We start from the raw sequence: 16,708 nt of genomic DNA on the forward strand, positions 1-16,708 counted from the left end.
GCGGGCCGGGACACGGGTCCCGCCCGCGCCGTACGCTGAACCCGCACGTCAAAGGCCCGCTCCAGCGCCGAAGCGAGCCTCGTACAGGCATCACCCGTCACACGCGCCACCCGCACGAGGAGCCGCACGCCCATGGCCGCAGAACACCCCGCGTACCCCGTAGGCCTCCGTCTCACCGGCCGCCGCGTAGTCGTGCTCGGCGGCGGCCAGGTCGCCCAGCGCCGTCTCCCGGCCCTCATCGCGGCGGGCGCCGACATCCACCTGGTCTCGCCCACCGCGACGCCTTCGGTGGAGGCCATGGCGGACGGCGGTGAACTCACCTGGTCGCGGCGCCCGTACGCGGACGGGGACCTGGCCGAGGCCTGGTACGCCCTCATCGCCACCGGCGACCGCACAGCGAACGAGGCGGCCTCCGCCGAGGCCGAGCGCCACCGTGTCTGGTGCGTCCGCTCCGACGACGCCGACGCGGCCACCGCCTGGACGCCGGCCACCGGCCGCTCCGAGGGTGTCACGGTCGCCGTCCTGACCACCGACGCCGCCGGCCGCGACCCCCGCCACACGGCGGCCGTGCGCGACGCGATCGTCGAGGGCCTGCGCGACGGCACGCTCGTCGCCCCGCACCACCGCACCCGCACCACCGGCGTCTCCCTGGTCGGCGGCGGACCCGGCGACCCCGACCTGATCACCGTCCGCGGCCGCCGTCTTCTCGCCGAGGCGGACGTCGTCATCGCGGACCGGCTCGGCCCCCGCGACCTGCTCGACGAACTCCCGCCGCACGTCGAGGTGATCGACGCGGCCAAGATCCCCTACGGGCGCTACATGGCCCAGGAGGCCATCAACAACGCGCTCGTCGAGCACGCCAAGCAGGGCAAGGCCGTCGTACGCCTCAAGGGCGGCGACCCGTACGTCTTCGGCCGCGGCATGGAGGAGGCCCTCGCGCTGGAGGCCGAGGGCATTCCGTACACGGTCGTCCCCGGCATCTCCAGCTCGATCTCCGTGCCCGGCGCGGCCGGCATCCCCGTCACCCACCGTGGCGTCGCCCATGAGTTCACCGTGGTCAGCGGCCATGTCGCGCCCGACGACGAGCGCTCTCTCGTCGACTGGCCCGCCCTCGCGAAGCTGCGCGGCACCCTCGTCGTCCTCATGGGCGTCGACAAGATCGGCAGGATCGCCGAGACCCTCATCGCGCACGGCAGGTCCGCGCAGACGCCGGTCGCCCTGGTCCAGGAGGGCACCACGGCCGCCCAGCGCCGCGTGGACGCGACCCTGGAGACGGTCGAGGAAGCCGTCCGCACCCACGAGGTGAGGCCCCCGGCCGTCATCGTCGTCGGCGACGTCGTCACGGTGGGCCCGCAGCACACCGTGTGACCCGTCACGCCCCCCCACACGTAACCAGCGGTAACAGAACTCGCTCCGAGCCGTTGGCACCGCACCCAGGACAAGGCAGTATCAACCTGTGGCTGAAGCTCAAGGTCTCATCACCATCGAAGATCCCGACGACCCGCGCCTGCGCGACTACACGGGCCTGACCGACGTCGAGCTCCGCCGCAGGCGCGAGCCCGCCGAGGGCCTCTTCATCGCCGAGGGCGAGAAGGTGATCAGACGGGCCAAGCAGGCCGGGTACGAGATGCGCTCCATGCTGCTCTCCGCCAAGTGGGTCGACGTCATGCGCGACGTCATCGACGAGGTCCCGGCCCCGGTCTACGCCGTGAGCCCGGACCTCGCCGAGCGCGTCACCGGCTACCACGTGCACCGCGGCGCCCTCGCCTCGATGCAGCGCAAGCCCCTCCCGACCGCCGACGAACTCCTCGCCACGCAGCGCCGCGTCGTCGTCATGGAAGCGGTGAACGACCACACGAACATCGGCGCCATCTTCCGCAGCGCGGCCGCGCTCGGCATGGACGCGGTCCTGCTCTCCCCGGACTGCGCCGACCCGCTCTACCGCCGCTCGGTGAAGGTCTCCATGGGCGCCGTCTTCTCGGTCCCGTACGCGCGCCTCGAATCCTGGCCCAAGTCCCTGGAGTCGGTGCGCGAGGCGGGCTTCAGCCTGCTCGCGCTCACCCCCGACGAGAAGGCGAAGAGCCTCGACGAGGTGGCGCCGCACAAGATGGACCGCGTGGCCCTGATGCTCGGCGCCGAGGGCGACGGCCTCTCCACCCAGGCCCTGGTCGCCGCCGACGAATGGGTGCGCATCCCGATGGCCCACGGCGTCGACTCGCTCAATGTGGGAGCGGCGGCCGCGGTCGCGTTCTACGCGGTGGCCACCGGCCGCCCCCGGTCCTGACCGGACCTCAGAGGTAGGGGCGGGGCAGCGTCTCCTGCGCGTGCACACCGTCGCGCGGCTCACCGAGCCCGCGCGACGGCCCCTGGCAGCCCTGTGCCGCCGCGATCCCGAGCGCCACGAGCAGCGTCACCACCACGAACACGAAGAGCCGCTGGCGCAGCAGCCGCGGATTGGCGGGCCGGCGCTTCCCCGTCCCCGTCGTACGCGGACCCTGCCGCCCGCCGTTGCTGCGGGGCGCGGGGCGCGAGCCCGAACGCGTCGTGTTGCGGGGCGCGCCCGGCCGCGTGCTGCCGCCGGTCCGTGAGGAACCGTTGCTCGGCCGGGGCGGGGGAGTGCCCTGCGGAGCGCGGCGCTGCGTGCGCTGTTCCGCGTACTGCTCGGCGAGCCGGCCCGTGGGCCGGTCGGTGTCCCCGCGCGGGGCGGGCGGCCTGGCGTCGCCGAGGCCCTGCGCCTCGCGGGCCGCGATCTCCTTGAGCCGCAGCGACAGTTGGAGCGTGCTGGGGCGCTCCTGGGGGTCCTTGGCGAGGCAGGCCCGGATCAGCGGGGACAGGGCGTCCGGTACGCCGTGCAGCTGGGCCTCCTCGTGCACGACCCGGTAGAGCATCACTTCGGAACTGCCGTGCCCGAAGGGCGAGTCGGCCATCGCCGCGTACGCGAGGGTGGCGCCGAGGGCGAAGACGTCCGTGGCGGGCGTGACGGCGGCGCCCCGCACCTGCTCGGGGGCGAGGAACCCGGGGGAGCCGACGGCCGTACCGACATGGGTGAGCGTGGAGGCGCCGGTCGCCCAGGCGATGCCGAAGTCGATGATGCGCGGGCCCTTGGGCGACAGCAGGATGTTCGACGGCTTGAGGTCGCGGTGCACGACGCCCGCCTCGTGCACGGCGACGAGCCCCTCGGACAGCGCCGCACCGACCGCGGCCACGTCGGAGGCGGCCAGCGGCCCCTCCTCGGCGACCTTGTCGTGCAGCGAGGGCCCGGGGACGTACTGGGTGGCGAACCACGGCTTGTCGGTGTCGAGATCGGCCGCGACCAGGCGGGCCGTGCAGCCGCCCCTGATCCTGCGGGCCGCGGAGACCTCGCGCGCGAAGCGCGACCTGAACTCCTGGTCCTCCGCGAGATCGGGCCGGATCACCTTCAGCGCGACCCGCTGGCCACGGCGGTCGGAGCCCAGATAGACGACGCCCATCCCGCCCGCGCCGAGCCGCCGGTGAATCCTGAACGAGCCGACGACACGCGGGTCCTCGCGCCTCAGGCGCATCATCGCCATGTCCATCCCCGCTGCCCGGTCCGTTTGACGAGCGACAGCTTACGTTTCCACGGCCGGGTGCGCGCATAGGCCGCGCCCTCGCGATCCGATCGATTGTCAGTGCCCGGTGGGAAACTTGAGAGGTGGTCAGGGAAAGCGGGAGCGGTGCGGCCCGCGCCTGCCCTGATCGCCAACCATCCGTCGTAGAAGGGGGATTGGGCCTGTGAAGGGTGACCGAGTGGAGATAGTCGTGGACGCGGGGGACACGACGCGCACGTACGAGGTGGTGGCGAGCCGGGCGGGCCGCCGGGTCGAGACGGCGGTCCGCAGGGGCGTGGTGGAAGTGAGCGAAGTCACCCGCTCCGGCTCTGTCGTGCGTACGGCACGATTCATGGCGACCCGGGTACTCGCCCTGGTCGAGCAGCCGGTACCCAGGGAGGAGCCCTCGGAGGCGGCGGCCCGCGCCGCGCGTCCCCTCCGGGAAGACCCCGAGACCTAGCCCGAGACCTAGGTCCTCTTCTCCACCCAGGGGAGTAGGCGAGGGAGTGGCGGTCATCCTCCGGGAGGCCCGGCAATCGGTACGAGGGCATGACGACCGTGGCTCCTGACGCGCCTAGATTTGAGGTCAAGCGGCGGGTGCAAGCACTCGTCCCCCGAGGTCAGGTACCCGCCGCTGCCAAACCGAAGATCTTGACCGGGAGAGGAACCATGGCGGACACGGCACCGCGGACGATGGTCCGCACGCAGGGACGCAGGGCATTCGCCGCGTTCGGCGGCCGTCGTTCCGAGCGCCGTCACCCCTTGGTGGCGACGGCCATGGTTCTTCCCCTGGCGGCCCTGCTCGTAGTCGTCTTCGGCGGCTGGGAAGCAGTGGTCACACAAGCGTCGTCCGTGGGCGTGATGCTGGGGCGCTGAGCGGCGCCCCAGGCCCGGAAGAGCGGTCCGGGCGGGGACATCCGGCCATGAAACCCCGTGGGGACGGGGGTGCGGCGGACGGCACATGATGGCCGCGCAGCTGGGGAGCTGCGCGGCCATTGTTCTGCCCGCGCACCGGTAGGACCCACCCGCCGATTTCTGCGTACGCTCGCGGTGACACCACCCGGGGGGAACCACCAATGACCGCATCCGTCCTGCTGTCCGCACTCACCGCCACGGCACGCGGCGCGGCGCACCCCGGCCAGGGGCCCTGCGCCTGCCCGGCCGCGGGCGCCGTACTCGCCGACCGGGCGGACGGCACGGTCGTGCGCCACGGAGACATCGTCGCCAAGGCCCACGCCCCCGGCACGGATCCCGCCGAGCTCAACGCCCGCCTCGCCGCGGCGGCCGCGCTCCCCGGCATCCTGCTGCCGCCCCTCACGCCGGTCGCGGCGGATCTGCACGACCGGCTCGTCACGTTCTGGCCGCACGGCAGCCCCGTGGACCCCGACGCCCCCGAACGCGCGCCGTGGGAGGACGCGGCCACGCTCCTGGCCCGCCTCCACGCGGTGCCCACGGCGCAACTCCCGGGCCCACTCCCGCCGATGCGCGGCCCGGCCAAGGCGGCCCTCGCCGTCGCGCGGCTCCTGGCCGCCGGCCCTCACGCGGCGTCCGCCCCGATCCTGCGCGCCTGGTCGGGCCTGCCGCCCTGGGCCCGCGCCGAGACCCCCGGCGGGCACGTGTCGGCCCTGTGCCACGGTGACCTGCACCTCGGTCAGCTCGTCCGCCGCCCCGCCGGCACCGGCCCCTGGCTCCTGATCGACGTCGACGATCTCGGCACCGGAGACCCGGCCTGGGACCTCGCCCGCCCCGCCGCGTGGTTCGCGTGCGGCCTGCTTCCGGCACAGGAGTGGACGAGGTTCCTCACCGCGTACCAGGAGGCGGGCGGCGCACCGTCGCTCCAGGGCGACCCGTGGCCCGCTCTCGACGCCCCGGCCCGCGCCCTCACCGTCCAGACCGCGGCCCTCGCCGTGGCCAAGGCCGTCGCGGCCGGCCGGGTACTCGACGAGGCAGAGGAGGCATTGGTCGACGCCTGTGACCGAATGGCAGCGGTACCGGCCGAGTTGGCACACGGCGTGGCGAAGTAGGGTGCAACGGACCGGTGCCGGGAAGTTTTCCGGCGAAGAAGTGCCGAACGGCGAGGAGTTGAGCCGACCATGCAGTGCCCCAAGTGTCATGCACCGATGCACACGTACAACCGCAATGGCGTCCAGATCGAGCAGTGCAGCGGCTGCCGGGGGATATTCCTCGACTACGGCGAGCTGGAGTCCTTGACACGCCTCGAGTCCCAGTGGCAGCAGCAGGTGCCGCCGGCGCCTCCGGCCCCGCAGGCGTACCCGTCGGCCCCCGCCCCGGCCTGGGGTGCCCCGCACCATGGCGGGCACCACGGCGGTCACCACGGCCACCACAAGGGCGGCTTCGGCCGGATGCTCTTCTCCTCCTGAGCCGCCCAGCACATGAAGAAGCCCCCAGCCGAAAGGCCGGGGGCTTCTTGAGTGTGCGCGATACTGGGATTGAACCAGTGACCTCTTCCGTGTCAGGGAAGCGCTCTCCCGCTGAGCTAATCGCGCGGGACGGACCAGACTGTATCAGGACCCGTGAGTGGTACTGCGTGCGCGATACTGGGATTGAACCAGTGACCTCTTCCGTGTCAGGGAAGCGCTCTCCCGCTGAGCTAATCGCGCGGGGTTTCGGACCGTCGGAAAGGTGATCTTCGCGATGATCCAGTGGACGATACTGGGATTGAACCAGTGACCTCTTCCGTGTCAGGGAAGCGCTCTCCCGCTGAGCTAATCGTCCTTGGAGGTGGAGACGGGATTTGAACCCGTGTAGACGGCTTTGCAGGCCGTTGCCTCGCCTCTCGGCCACTCCACCAGGAGTGTGGGGGTTCGGGAAGATCCCCCACTTCCTGAGCGGACGACCAGGTTCGAACTGGCGACCTCAACCTTGGCAAGGTTGCGCTCTACCAACTGAGCTACGTCCGCTTGTCGTTTCCGTTTCGCTTGCGCGTCCCGGCGACGTGTTGAACTCTAGCGGATTCCTGGGCCAGTACAAAAACGCGTTTGCGCAGCGTGCTGCGGTGCGACCACCCCAGGTCACGCGGGGGACACCCGCCATAGACTCGAAGACGTGCGCGACCTCCCTCACGACCTGCCCCCTCTGGCCCGCTTCGGCGGTCTCGTAGCGACCGAGTTGCGCGACGTGACCAGCGATCCCGAGGCCCTGGACTCCGCCGGCTTCTGGGCCGTGTCCGCGGACTTCGAGGGCCGCCTTGTGTGTGCCCGCTTCGACTCCGTACGGGAGGAGCCCGTGCCCGCCCCGGTCCCCGGGGCCTGGCAGGGGCCCGCGGCCGGTGACTGGACGTCGTCCCTCGACCGGGCCGCGTACACCGACGGCGTCCGCAGGATCCGCGACCGCATCGCGGCCGGCGACGTCTACCAGGCCAACCTCTGCCGTGTCCTGTCCGCGCCCCTTCCCCCGCGCGCGGACGTGGACGCACTCACGGCGCTCCTCGCGCGCGGCAACCCGGCCCCCTACGCGGGGACCATCCGCCTTCCCGAGCACGGCGTGGAGATAGCCACCGCGTCCCCGGAGCTCTTCCTGAGCCGCACCGGCCGGACCGTCGAGTCCGGGCCGATCAAGGGCACGGGCCGGACCGAGGCGGACCTCCTGGAGAAGGACTACGCGGAGAACGTGATGATCGTGGACCTGGTCCGCAACGATCTCGGACGCGTCTGCGCGACCGGTTCCGTGACCGTCCCGGAGCTGTGCGTCGTCGAGAAGCACCCGGGCCTCGTCCACCTTGTCTCCACCGTCCGCGGTGAACTGTGCGACGGCGCGGGCTGGCGTGACCTGCTCGCCGCCGCGTTCCCGCCCGGCTCGGTCACCGGAGCGCCCAAGTCCAGCGCCCTGCGCATCATCGACGCCCTGGAGACGGCGCCCCGAGGTCCGTACTGCGGCGGCATCGGCTGGGTCGACGCCGACCGGGGCACAGGCGAGCTGGCCGTCGGCATCCGCACGTTCTGGGCCGACCGGGCCGAGGGCGTCCTGCGGTTCGGCACGGGCGCCGGAATCACCTGGGGATCGGACCCCGAAGGTGAGTGGCGGGAGACCGAACTGAAGGCTTCTCGGCTGCTAGCGGTAGCGTCGGGTACGTACCAGGAAAGTGGAGGGATCCCTACGTGAAGATCTGGCTCGACGGCACACTGCAGGACCTCGAGGCCGCCCGTGTCTCGGTGTTCGACCACGGCCTGACCGTGGGCGACGGCATTTTCGAGACGGTGAAGTCGGTCGACGGGAAGCCGTTCGCGCTGACCCGCCACCTGGACCGGCTCGCCCGCTCCGCGCGCGGTCTCGGTCTGCCCGAGCCCGACCTCGACGAGGTGCGCCGGGCCTGCGACGCCGTCCTCGAGGCCAACCCGATGCCGCTCGGCCGGCTGCGGATCACGTACACTGGAGGGCTCTCCCCGCTGGGGTCCGACCGCGGTGAGCACGGGCCCACGCTGGTGGTCGCCCTCGGCGAGGCCGCCCGGCGCCCCGACTCCACCGCCACGGTCACGGTCCCGTGGACGCGCAACGAACGCGGCGCGCTCACCGGTCTGAAGACCACCTCGTACGCGGAGAACGTCGTCGCGCTCGCCCGCGCGCGCGAACAGGGAGCTTCCGAGGCGCTGTTCGCCAACACGGTGGGTCAGCTCTGCGAGGGCACGGGGTCGAACGTCTTCGTCGTCCTGGACGGCGAGATCCACACCCCGCCGGTAGCCTCCGGCTGCCTGGCGGGCATCACCCGCGCGCTGACCGCCGAGTGGACCGGCGCCAAGGAGACCGATCTGCCGCTGGACGTCCTGGAGCGGGCCGACGAGATCTTCCTGACGTCCACGCTGCGCGACGTGCAGGGCGTGCATCGGGTCGACGGGCGCGAGCTGCCTGGCGCGCCTGGGCCCGTCACCGCCAAGGCGATGCGCGTCTTCGACGAGCGCGCGGCGGACGACCTCGACCCGTAGACAGGACGACCCCTAATCCGGGTGACGCGGTGGTCACAGGGCGGGTAGAACACCCCTGATGACCACCACTCTGCGGCCGACCGAGCCGCTTCAGCGCGATGCCGACGGGACGCGGTCACGCCACTACCAGGTGTGCGTGAACAGCCGCCCCGTCGGCGAGCTGCGTCTGGGCACCCACCCCGTCTACGGCGAGGGGGTGGCCCGGATCCGTGATCTGCGGATCGACGAGGAGGACCGCGGGCGGGGCCGCGGCACCGTCGCCGCGCTCGCCGCCGAGGAGGTGGCGCGCGGCTGGGGCTGCGGCCGGATGGAGGTCTCGATCCCCGCGCCGGCGGAGCGTGCCCTCGCCCTGGCCACCGCCCTCGGCTACGTCGAGCGCAACCGGAACATGGAGAAGGAGCTCCCGGCCGAGCCCCCCACGCTCCCGGCGGGCAGCGCGGGACGGCGCATGACCGGCCCCGAGTTCACCGCGTGGGAGACGCACACGCAGGCTGGTTACGTGCGCACCCTGGTCGAGCGGGGCGTCCCGGAGGCCCAGGCACGCTCCAAGGCCGAGGCCGATCACGCGGCGACGCTCGCGGAAGGGCTCGCCACACGGGACGCGGTCCTGAGCGTGCTCGAGACGGACGGCGCGGTCGTGGGCACGCTGTGGGTGGCGCTGCGCGGCGAGAGCGCCTACGTCTACGACGTCGAGGTCGCGGCCGAGCACCGCGGGCACGGCCACGGGCGGTCGCTGATGCTCCTCGCGGAGGCCGAGTCGCACGCCGCGGGCGTCGCCCGCCTGGGGCTCAACGTCTTCGCGGGCAACATCCCGGCCGTCCGGCTGTACGAGTCACTCGGATACCGGGCGACCGAGTTCCACCTGTACAAGCCGCTGCTCTGAGCGGCCCGCGGGTCGCCGGCTACGAGCCGAGCAGCCGGTCGGCGATCTCCTCGACGCGCTCGCGCAGGCCGTTCTGGCTCTTGCCGCCGTCGAGCCGCTCGCCGTCGATGACGTACGTGGGTGTGCCCGTGACGCCGATCGCCGTGCCCTCGGCCTGGTCCGCGTCGACGATCAGGATGTGCCTGCCGTCGATGAGTGCGGTGTCGAACTCCTCGGCGTCCAGGCCGAGTTCACGCGCGACCTCGACGAGGAACGGCTCGCCCTTGCGGTCGAGCTCCTCGACCCGGCCGAGCACCGCCTCCACGTACGGCCAGCCCTTCCCCTGCTCGAAGGCCTCCTCCGCGGCCTGCGCGCCGGCGAAGGCGTGCTTGTGCTTCTCCAGCGGGAAGTGCCGCAGACGCAGGTCGATGCGGTCGCCGTAGCGGGCCCGCAGCGCGCGCACGTCGTCGAGAGCGGTGCGGCAGTCGGGGCACTGGAGCTCGCACCAGACGTCGAGGACGGGGCGGCCCTGAGGGGCTGAGGCGGGAGAGGCGTCGTTCATGGGACCAGTCTTCCAGCAGGGCGCCGGGGACCCCAACCGGCACCTGCGACAGACCCCTGATCAGACCCTGGCAGGACCCCTGACAGGCACCGGACCGGCACCTGCGGAGGAGGCCGTACCCGGAAATGTCCCTGAGGTCGGGCTGGACCGTGGCTTCCCGACCCCGGGGCGGTGCACGATGGAGAGGACGGAATGCTCCGTCGCCCGCTGCCCACGCCAGGAGGACCGGATGATTGCCGAGACCGTCTGTTCCGCCGTTTCCGTGGCCGGGCTGGGCATCGCCGCGGTCACCGCGTACCGGAAGCGTTTCCTCACGGCCGCGCGCATAGCGGCGTATTCGCTGGTGCCGATCGGTCTGGTGATGACCGGTGCGGTCGGCTGGCTGGCGGACACCGCGTTCAGCCCCACGGCGTGGGCCGGATTCGTCGTGCTCGGCGGCGCCTGGCTCCTGTTCATGGTGACCCGCGCGCTGGAGCGCCGCAGCGGCGGCACCCGTAAGGAGCGCAAGGCGGCGAAGGCCGCCGCCGAGACCCAGGCCGTGGCACCCGCGGCCTCCGCCCCCTCGCTGGGGCAGACCGCCCGGCCCGCGGCGGCCGGCCCTGCCGCGAAGCCCGCCTCCGAGGACTTCAGCGACATCGAGGCGATTCTGAAGAAGCACGGGATCTGACCCGAGGAATCTCTCAGGCGGTCGGTCGACTCCGGTCGGAAAGCGGAAGCCGCCGGACTCTTCCCGGTCGACCTCGTACCACCCACGTCACGGGATCCGGCGAACTCCCGCTTCTTTTGAGCGTGTTGATCGACTGCGGTGTGCCGGCTGCGTCATCATCGCCGCGAGATGCTGGACACAACACAGGGCGGTTCCGCCCCGCAGGCCGACGAGCGACACGACGCCCTCATGGCCGACGAACGCCGAGGCTGCCTCTTCGCACTGTCACAGCCGCCTTTGATGATCTTTCTGGCGGTGATCGGCTGCCTGCTGCTCCTGGCTTCGCTGCACGATCTGTTCCTGCTGTGATGCCCCGGGCGGGTCAGCCCGCCGCTTCCTTGCGGCGCGCCCGGTATGCCGCCACGTGCAAGCGGTTTCCGCAGGTGCGGCTGTCGCAGTACCTGCGCGACCGGTTACGGGAGAGGTCCACGAAGGCCCGTCGGCAGTCCGGGGCCTCGCACCGCCGCAGCCGCTCCTGCTCCCCGGCGACCACGAAGAAGGCGAGCGCCATCCCGCAGTCGGCCGCCAGGTGGTCGGCCACGGACGCGCCGGGTGCGAAGTAGTGCACGTGCCAGTCGTAGCCGTCGTGGTCCGTCAGGCGCGGCGTGGTGCCCGCGGCGGCGACCAGCTCGTTGATGAGCGAGGCAGCGGCGTGCGGGTCGGGCGCCGCGAACACGGCGGCGAACCGTCCCCTCACACTCTGTACGCCGTCGAGGTCACGTTCCGTGAGCACCCCGACGTCACTGATGTCGTTCCTTCGTACGAACTCGCCCAGGGCTGCCACATCGGCCAGCCCGTCGACGGCCTGCTCGTCGTCCGGTGCGGTGTTCACCAGATCGACCACGGTGTCGAGGGCGCACCGGGTGTCGTGGGTGATCAGCACGATTTGCTCCCTGGCCTGGGGGTCGGGCCTGTGCCCGCCGATGCTGGCCGATGTTATAGGTCCGCCCGTCCGCGTGGCGCCTGGCCGCCGGCCCATGGACGCGCCGATGCCGCCGCCGTGGGATCCCCACGGCGGCGGCGCCGGTGTATGCCATATGCAGTTGTTGTGGCTCGGTCCGTCTCCCCGAGTGGACGGCATCGAGCGGCTCTCGCGGTGCGTGACTCCGGCGGTGTGCCGGCGTCGGCTCCAGGCCTTAGCTTTCGGCCAGGATGTGTGAGAGCTCCGTGTCGAGATCGAAGTGGCGGTGTTCCGTGCCGGGTGGCACGGCCGCGTCGGTCCTCTTCAGGAACGACTCCAGCGCCCTCGCAGGGGCTTCGAGCAGAGCCTCGCCCTCAGGGGAACTCAGAGCGATGCAGACGACGCCTTGGCCGTGACTACGGGATGGCCAGACTCGGACGTCGCCGGTGCCGGTGGGCCGGTGCAGGCCCTCGGCGAGCAGATCGCGGGCGAACACCCACTCGACCGTCTCTTCTGCTCCTGTGTGGAAGGTGGCGTGCACGGCGTAGGGATCGGCCGTGTCATACCGCAGTCCTGCGGGTACAGGCAGTGAGGATTCGCTCGACACAACGAGGCGCAGGTGCAGCTCGCAGCTGACCGTGGTGTTCATAAGCGCCAGGGCCTTTCGCTCAGTGTGCGCTCGGGGATTCGCACGTCGGCGAAATCGACATGCCACCTACGGTGCCGTTGTAAACCCCTCTGAGTGTTTTGAGTGCGTTTAGGTAGCTCGGACGGCGGAGTGTTTCTCGGTCCGGAGCGTCCATTCCGGTGACGGGATTCCGTCGGGTAGGTTTGGTTGTATGAATACGGGGAGTGACGAGGCGGCCGAGTCTGAATCCGGGGCCGCGACGACGGGGGGCGGGGCGAAGGTCGAGCCGGAGCTCGGCTCGCGGGCGCCGGAGTTCATCAAGGCCCGCAGAGCCCTGCATCTGAGCTGGCAGGTCGGCGTCTTCGTGGTCGGGCTCGCGGTGGTGGTGGCGGGCGTGATCATGCTGCCGCTGCCGGGCCCGGGCTGGCTGGTGATCTTCGGCGGCATGGCGATCTGGGCGACCGAGTTCGTCTGGGCGCAGCTCGTGCTCCGCTGGACGAAGCGCAAGGTCACCGAGGCCACGCGGCGCGCGCTCGACCCCGCGGTGCGCCGGCGGAACATCATCCTGACGTCGGTCGGCGTGGTGATCATCGCGGTGCTCGTGGCGATCTACGTGTGGAAGTTCGGCTTCGAGATGCCGTGGAAGATCAAGGAGTGAGCGGGGTGGCCCGCGAGGGTCGCGCCGGGGGTGTCAGGGCTGGTCGGAGCACCTGCTGACATGCGGTAATGTTCTCTCTGCGCCCGGGCGATTAGCTCAGTGGGAGAGCGCTTCGTTCACACCGAAGAGGTCACTGGTTCGAACCCAGTATCGCCCACCCCGGACCGAGTGCCCCGGAGGCTTCAAGCCTCCGGGGCACTCGGCGTTTCCGCGTCCGGCCGCCATGATCTGCAAGCGCTTTCTGGCTGCGGCGCGCTCCTGGTGTCCGGCGACCGGAACAGGAATCCCATAATCCGTACGGATGCCTGGGATATAAATCCCCGCGGGCCCCTTCGGTAATTCGATGGGTGGGCGGACCTGACCCCGTTTCAGAGTTTCCGGACTTCACCGGGAATCCGGAAGTTCTGACGGTGAATCAATGACCGTCGGCATCAGGCCAATTCACGTTCAGGTGAGTCACCGCGTAACGGGGGAGACTCGCACCATGGACTGGAACCACTACCGCTTCCGCAGTGTCTGGGACCTGCCCGAGGAGCCCGCCGACGTGTTCGCGGCCCTGGAGCGCGCCGAGGACTACCCCCTGTGGTGGCCCCAAGTGCGCGAGGCGACACCCCTTGACGAGCGCCGCGGCACCGCCCGCTTCCGCTCGCTCCTCCCGTACGACCTGTTCGTGACGGCCACCGCCCTGCGCCGTGACACCGAGGCCGGGGTCCTGGAGATCACCGTTTCCGGCGACCTGGAGGGCTGGGTGCGGTGGACCGTGCGCGCGCAAGAGGGCGGGACGCGCGCGGTGTACGAGCAGGAGGTGGAGGTGTGCAAACCCCTGTTGCGGCGGTTCGCCCTCGTCGGCAGGCCGGTGTTCCTCGTCAACCACGCGCTGATGATGCGGGGTGGGCGGCGCGGGCTCGTCGCGCATCTGCGGCGGCGGTGACCGAACCGGTTTGTTGGAAACCCGCCGGGGCCTGTATGGTTCAACCCGTTCCCGGGCGATTAGCTCAGTGGGAGAGCGCTTCGTTCACACCGAAGAGGTCACTGGTTCGAACCCAGTATCGCCCACCCGGAAGAAAGCCGGTCCGTCAGCAGACGGACCGGCTTTTCTGCGCCCCGGCCCTGAGCCCGTACGGGCAACTGTCAGGCGGCCTCCCGCAGTTCCGTGCGCATCGGCCACGCCGGATCCACCGTCTCCGGATTGCCGCTGCGCGCGAACCACGCCTGCAGCCCACGCGCCTGCGCGGCATGCCACACCGCCTGAAGCGTGTGCAGCTCGGCGGGGGACAGACGCTCCAGGCGGGACGCGAAGCGGCGCCCCACGGCCCGTACGACATCCAGGGAGGCCTGCGCGTCCGCGGCCGCGTCGTGCGCGCCTTCCAGCTCCACCTCGTAGTGCGCGCACAGGTCCGTCAGGGTGCGGCGGCCCTTGCGGTAGCGGTCCAGGTGTTTGTCGAGGACGCGCGGATCGAGGACGCACAGCGACGAGCTCTCCATGTAGCGGCCGAGCGCGGAGGCGCGATGTCGCCGCAACTCCCGGTCCAGGAGCGTCAGATCGAACGGCGCGTTCATCACCACGAGCGGGCGGCCCGCCGCCGCCTGCTCGCCCAGCAGCCGGGCTATCTCCTCCATGACGGGTGCGGGCCAGCGGCCGTTGCGCTGGAGGTGCTCGTCCGTCAGGCCGTGCACCTCAGTCGCCCCGGCCGGCACCGGCACTCCCGGATTCACGAGCCAGCGTGAGACCCGCGGCCGGCTGCCCGCGGCGTCCTGCACCACGATCGCGGCCGACACGATGCGATCGCTCTCCACGTCCACGCCGGTGGTCTCGGTGTCGAAGGCGGCCAGAGGACCCTCGTACCAGCACGTCATGTCAATGCAACTCCTCGTTCACACCTGGCAGATGGCCCCTCGCTGCTGCCCGTTTCGGTGATACCCGGGCTGTTTGCGTCGTACGCCGACCGGAGACAACACAGATACGGGTCACGGCAGTTCAGCGGCCCGCCCAGGGAATTCATCTGTTTCGGAAGGTCAGTTGGACATGGCGCTCGCGCAGCCCGAACAGGGTGGGCTGCTGCCCGAGGGGATCGCACCGCCGCGCGGCACACTCGCCACCACCGCCTGCATGGAGACACTCCAGGTGGGCTATCTGCACGCCGTAGCGGCAGCCGCGGGCTGTTCGCTCTCTCAGCCGTTCCCTGACAACGGAATCGACTGGCACGTCAGCCACAGCGCCCCCGGGCACACGGTCGACGACGAGGTCACCATCAAGGTGCAGCTCAAGTGCACGTACCAGCTCCCGCCGAAGCCGCCGGGGCCGTCCTTCTCCTTCACGCTCGACAACGCACACCTGGAGAAGCTCGCCCGCACGCCGGTGTCGGTGCACAAGATCCTGGTCGTGATGATCGTGCCGCGTTCGCAGGACGACTGGCTGCGGGCCGGCCACGACCGGCTCGACCTGCGGCACTGCTGCTACTGGACCAACCTGGCCGGCCACCCCGTGACAGGACGGCGCCGCACCACCGTGCGCATCCCGACCTCGCGGATCTTCGACGACCGTGCGCTCTGCGAGATCATGACGCGGATCGGGACGGGCGGAAGGCCCTGAAGGACGCGGGAGGCCCTGACGGGCAACGCGCGAGGCCCTGACGGACAGGGAGGGAGACCCCTGATGCAGCACCGCCCGACCGACGATCGCCTTCGCGCCCTGAACACCGCCCGATCCCACCCCGCCGACCTCGAAGGCCCCGGACCGGAGCAGGTCGACCCGGTCGTGCTCAACGCACTGCTCGACCGGCACGGCTGGGAACGCCGCGGCGGCGCCACCGGGCGCTATGTGCGCTGGACGCTGCCCGGCGCCTCCGGGCGCACCAGCCTGCTCGTGCCGGAGACCCGCGCCTTTCCCGACAGCGACGACCTGCTCGGCGAGGCGCTCGAGGCCCTGGAGCGCAGCGGGTCGCCCTCCGCGCGGGAGGTCCTCGTCTCGCTCGCCGTGCCGAGCGACGAGATCCGCTGGTGGCGCGATGTGCCGGCCGGGCCCGCGGGCAGCGCCGCGTGGCCGGTGGAGGAGCAACTGCGCGCCGCCGCCCGGCGGATGCTGCTCGCCGCCGCGCTCGCCGCCCGCGGCAGGGCCGGCTACTACGGCGCCCGCCACCGCAGGCCCGCCGCCGCGTCGCTGGAGACCGTCCTCGTCGGTGACGCCCCCGGCGGCCGCAGGCTCACCGCGTTCGTGCCCGTCGCCGCGGGACGCGCGCTCGCAGTCCGTCTCCACCAGGCGCTGTACGCGGCCCGCGAGGCCATCGACTACCGGCGGGCCACCGGCGGCATGGACGCCTTCGACGGCGCGGTCGAGGCGGGGGTGAGCCACGAGCTCGTCGAAGCGCTCGTCGCCCTCGTCCGCGGTACGGAGGGAGCCCGGGTCGGCGTCGAGTGGTCACCGGCGGCCGGGGTGCCCGACGAGTGCACGGCCGGGGACGCGCCCGTCGAGTTCTCGCCCGGCGACCTGGCCGTCCTGCGGGAGGCGAGCGCCCGCTATCTGCAGGCCGAGCCGTCCATCGCCGTCCGCGTCACCGGGACCGTCGTGCGCATGCGCAGATCGGGGCCGCGCGGAGAGGGTACGGTGCGGCTGCACGTCATAGGGGGCGCCGATGTGCCGCACGTCCGGATGACGCTGGACGAGGAGGCGTACCGGACGGCGGGGCACGCGCATCTCGTGGGGCTGCCGATCAGGGTGCACGGGCGGCTGGAGAGCCGGGGCGGCTTCCGGCGGCTGACCGGGGCGAGCGAGGTGGTGCCCGTACAGGTGGAGGAGGCCGAGCGGGACCGGCTGATGAAGTCGCTCCAGGAGAATCTGGACTTCTTCGAGGAGGCGTGCAGCGGGGACGACTGAGCTCACTG

General features: G+C 71.5%; 20 protein-coding genes and 7 tRNA genes. 17 read left to right on the plus strand and 10 right to left on the minus strand.

Going from position 1 to position 16,708, the window contains the following annotated elements:
- The first annotated feature begins 132 nt into the window (after positions 1–132).
- Positions 133–1,368 (plus strand): uroporphyrinogen-III C-methyltransferase, encoded by a 1,236-nt coding sequence (gene cobA, locus OG456_RS30150; RefSeq protein WP_266566451.1) that lies wholly within the window; start codon positions 133–135, stop codon positions 1,366–1,368.
- A gap of 88 nt (positions 1,369–1,456) precedes the next feature.
- On the plus strand, positions 1,457–2,284 hold the full coding sequence (locus OG456_RS30155) for an RNA methyltransferase (protein WP_266566453.1): 828 nt from the start codon (positions 1,457–1,459) through the stop codon (positions 2,282–2,284).
- A 7-nt stretch (positions 2,285–2,291) separates the two neighbouring features.
- Here the strand turns inward: OG456_RS30155 and OG456_RS30160 are convergent, their stop codons facing one another.
- Positions 2,292–3,557, minus strand: a complete 1,266-nt coding sequence (locus OG456_RS30160) for a serine/threonine-protein kinase (protein ID WP_266566455.1) — start codon at positions 3,555–3,557, stop codon at positions 2,292–2,294.
- 196 nt (positions 3,558–3,753) lie between these two features.
- On the opposite strand from OG456_RS30160, the gene OG456_RS30165 reads away from it, so the two are divergent.
- The 4 genes from OG456_RS30165 to OG456_RS30180 all read left to right on the plus strand — a co-directional run bounded on the left by OG456_RS30165 (position 3,754) and on the right by OG456_RS30180 (position 5,950).
- The gene (locus OG456_RS30165; RefSeq protein WP_266566457.1) at positions 3,754–4,029 is read left to right on the plus strand and encodes a hypothetical protein; all 276 of its coding nucleotides are present in this window, start codon (positions 3,754–3,756) and stop codon (positions 4,027–4,029) included.
- Between the two features lie 209 nt (positions 4,030–4,238).
- Complete coding sequence (locus OG456_RS30170) at positions 4,239–4,445, plus strand: hypothetical protein (protein ID WP_116503303.1); 207 nt, start codon at positions 4,239–4,241, stop codon at positions 4,443–4,445.
- 200 nt (positions 4,446–4,645) lie between these two features.
- Positions 4,646–5,593, plus strand: coding sequence for a phosphotransferase family protein (locus OG456_RS30175; RefSeq protein ID WP_266566460.1), 948 nt, complete (start codon positions 4,646–4,648; stop codon positions 5,591–5,593).
- A 69-nt stretch (positions 5,594–5,662) separates the two neighbouring features.
- Positions 5,663–5,950, plus strand: a complete 288-nt coding sequence (locus OG456_RS30180; protein ID WP_266566462.1) for a zf-TFIIB domain-containing protein — start codon at positions 5,663–5,665, stop codon at positions 5,948–5,950.
- Positions 5,951–6,004: 54 nt separating this feature from the next.
- Here OG456_RS30180 and OG456_RS30185 read toward each other — a convergent pair.
- The 5 genes from OG456_RS30185 to OG456_RS30205 all read right to left on the minus strand — a co-directional run bounded on the left by OG456_RS30185 (position 6,005) and on the right by OG456_RS30205 (position 6,490).
- A tRNA-Val gene (locus tag OG456_RS30185) sits at positions 6,005–6,076 on the minus strand.
- A 42-nt stretch (positions 6,077–6,118) separates the two neighbouring features.
- Positions 6,119–6,190 (minus strand) — tRNA-Val (locus OG456_RS30190).
- Positions 6,191–6,233: 43 nt separating this feature from the next.
- A tRNA-Val gene (locus tag OG456_RS30195) sits at positions 6,234–6,305 on the minus strand.
- Position 6,306: 1 nt separating this feature from the next.
- Positions 6,307–6,380, minus strand: a tRNA-Cys gene (locus OG456_RS30200).
- A 37-nt stretch (positions 6,381–6,417) separates the two neighbouring features.
- Positions 6,418–6,490, minus strand: a tRNA-Gly gene (locus OG456_RS30205).
- Between the two features lie 145 nt (positions 6,491–6,635).
- On the opposite strand from OG456_RS30205, the gene OG456_RS30210 reads away from it, so the two are divergent.
- The 3 genes from OG456_RS30210 to OG456_RS30220 are packed head-to-tail and all read left to right on the plus strand — an operon-like array spanning position 6,636 to position 9,392.
- A complete protein-coding gene (locus OG456_RS30210; RefSeq protein WP_266566464.1) occupies positions 6,636–7,691 on the plus strand; it encodes a chorismate-binding protein in 1,056 nt (351 codons plus the stop codon).
- Positions 7,688–8,509: an aminotransferase class IV gene (locus OG456_RS30215; RefSeq protein WP_266566466.1), complete on the plus strand. Its 822-nt coding sequence runs from the start codon at positions 7,688–7,690 to the stop codon at positions 8,507–8,509. The genes OG456_RS30210 and OG456_RS30215 overlap by 4 nt, the downstream gene beginning before the upstream one ends.
- Positions 8,510–8,567: 58 nt before the next feature.
- Positions 8,568–9,392, plus strand: coding sequence for a GNAT family N-acetyltransferase (locus tag OG456_RS30220; protein WP_266566468.1), 825 nt, complete (start codon positions 8,568–8,570; stop codon positions 9,390–9,392).
- 19 nt (positions 9,393–9,411) lie between these two features.
- Here OG456_RS30220 and OG456_RS30225 read toward each other — a convergent pair whose 3' ends face one another.
- The gene (locus OG456_RS30225) at positions 9,412–9,933 is read right to left on the minus strand and encodes a DsbA family protein (RefSeq protein ID WP_266566469.1); all 522 of its coding nucleotides are present in this window, start codon (positions 9,931–9,933) and stop codon (positions 9,412–9,414) included.
- A gap of 229 nt (positions 9,934–10,162) precedes the next feature.
- Here OG456_RS30225 and OG456_RS30230 point away from each other — a divergent pair, with 229 nt between their 5' ends.
- A complete protein-coding gene (locus OG456_RS30230) occupies positions 10,163–10,600 on the plus strand; it encodes a hypothetical protein (RefSeq protein ID WP_266566471.1) in 438 nt (145 codons plus the stop codon).
- 168 nt (positions 10,601–10,768) lie between these two features.
- Positions 10,769–10,948 carry a hypothetical protein gene (locus OG456_RS30235; RefSeq protein WP_266566474.1) on the plus strand — a complete coding sequence of 60 codons (180 nt, stop codon included), beginning with the start codon at positions 10,769–10,771 and terminating at the stop codon, positions 10,946–10,948.
- A gap of 13 nt (positions 10,949–10,961) precedes the next feature.
- Here the strand turns inward: OG456_RS30235 and OG456_RS30240 are convergent, their stop codons facing one another.
- Together OG456_RS30240 and OG456_RS30245 are read right to left on the minus strand one after the other, a co-directional pair.
- Entirely contained in the window at positions 10,962–11,522 is a 561-nt protein-coding gene (locus OG456_RS30240) for a CGNR zinc finger domain-containing protein (protein ID WP_116503331.1), read from the minus strand.
- Positions 11,523–11,775: 253 nt separating this feature from the next.
- The gene (locus OG456_RS30245; RefSeq protein WP_003959770.1) at positions 11,776–12,189 is read right to left on the minus strand and encodes an SsgA family sporulation/cell division regulator; all 414 of its coding nucleotides are present in this window, start codon (positions 12,187–12,189) and stop codon (positions 11,776–11,778) included.
- A gap of 190 nt (positions 12,190–12,379) precedes the next feature.
- Between OG456_RS30245 and OG456_RS30250 the strand changes: the two genes are divergently transcribed.
- From OG456_RS30250 to OG456_RS30265, 4 genes are all read left to right on the plus strand, one after another.
- Entirely contained in the window at positions 12,380–12,826 is a 447-nt protein-coding gene (locus OG456_RS30250) for a TIGR02611 family protein (RefSeq protein WP_266566478.1), read from the plus strand.
- An 85-nt stretch (positions 12,827–12,911) separates the two neighbouring features.
- Positions 12,912–12,983 (plus strand) — tRNA-Val (locus OG456_RS30255).
- A 327-nt stretch (positions 12,984–13,310) separates the two neighbouring features.
- Entirely contained in the window at positions 13,311–13,757 is a 447-nt protein-coding gene (locus tag OG456_RS30260; RefSeq protein WP_266566480.1) for an SRPBCC family protein, read from the plus strand.
- 53 nt (positions 13,758–13,810) lie between these two features.
- Positions 13,811–13,882 (plus strand) — tRNA-Val (locus OG456_RS30265).
- A 75-nt stretch (positions 13,883–13,957) separates the two neighbouring features.
- Here OG456_RS30265 and OG456_RS30270 read toward each other — a convergent pair.
- Positions 13,958–14,683 carry a 3'-5' exonuclease gene (locus tag OG456_RS30270; RefSeq protein ID WP_116503337.1) on the minus strand — a complete coding sequence of 242 codons (726 nt, stop codon included), beginning with the start codon at positions 14,681–14,683 and terminating at the stop codon, positions 13,958–13,960.
- A gap of 169 nt (positions 14,684–14,852) precedes the next feature.
- Between OG456_RS30270 and OG456_RS30275 the strand changes: the two genes are divergently transcribed.
- The gene (locus tag OG456_RS30275) at positions 14,853–15,419 is read left to right on the plus strand and encodes a DUF4365 domain-containing protein (protein WP_266566488.1); all 567 of its coding nucleotides are present in this window, start codon (positions 14,853–14,855) and stop codon (positions 15,417–15,419) included.
- Positions 15,420–15,482: 63 nt separating this feature from the next.
- A complete protein-coding gene (locus tag OG456_RS30280) occupies positions 15,483–16,700 on the plus strand; it encodes a hypothetical protein (RefSeq protein WP_266566490.1) in 1,218 nt (405 codons plus the stop codon).
- Positions 16,701–16,708: the final 8 nt, after the last annotated feature.

Source organism: Streptomyces sp. NBC_01446 (assembly GCF_026340095.1).
Taxonomy (GTDB): domain Bacteria; phylum Actinomycetota; class Actinomycetes; order Streptomycetales; family Streptomycetaceae; genus Streptomyces; species Streptomyces aureus.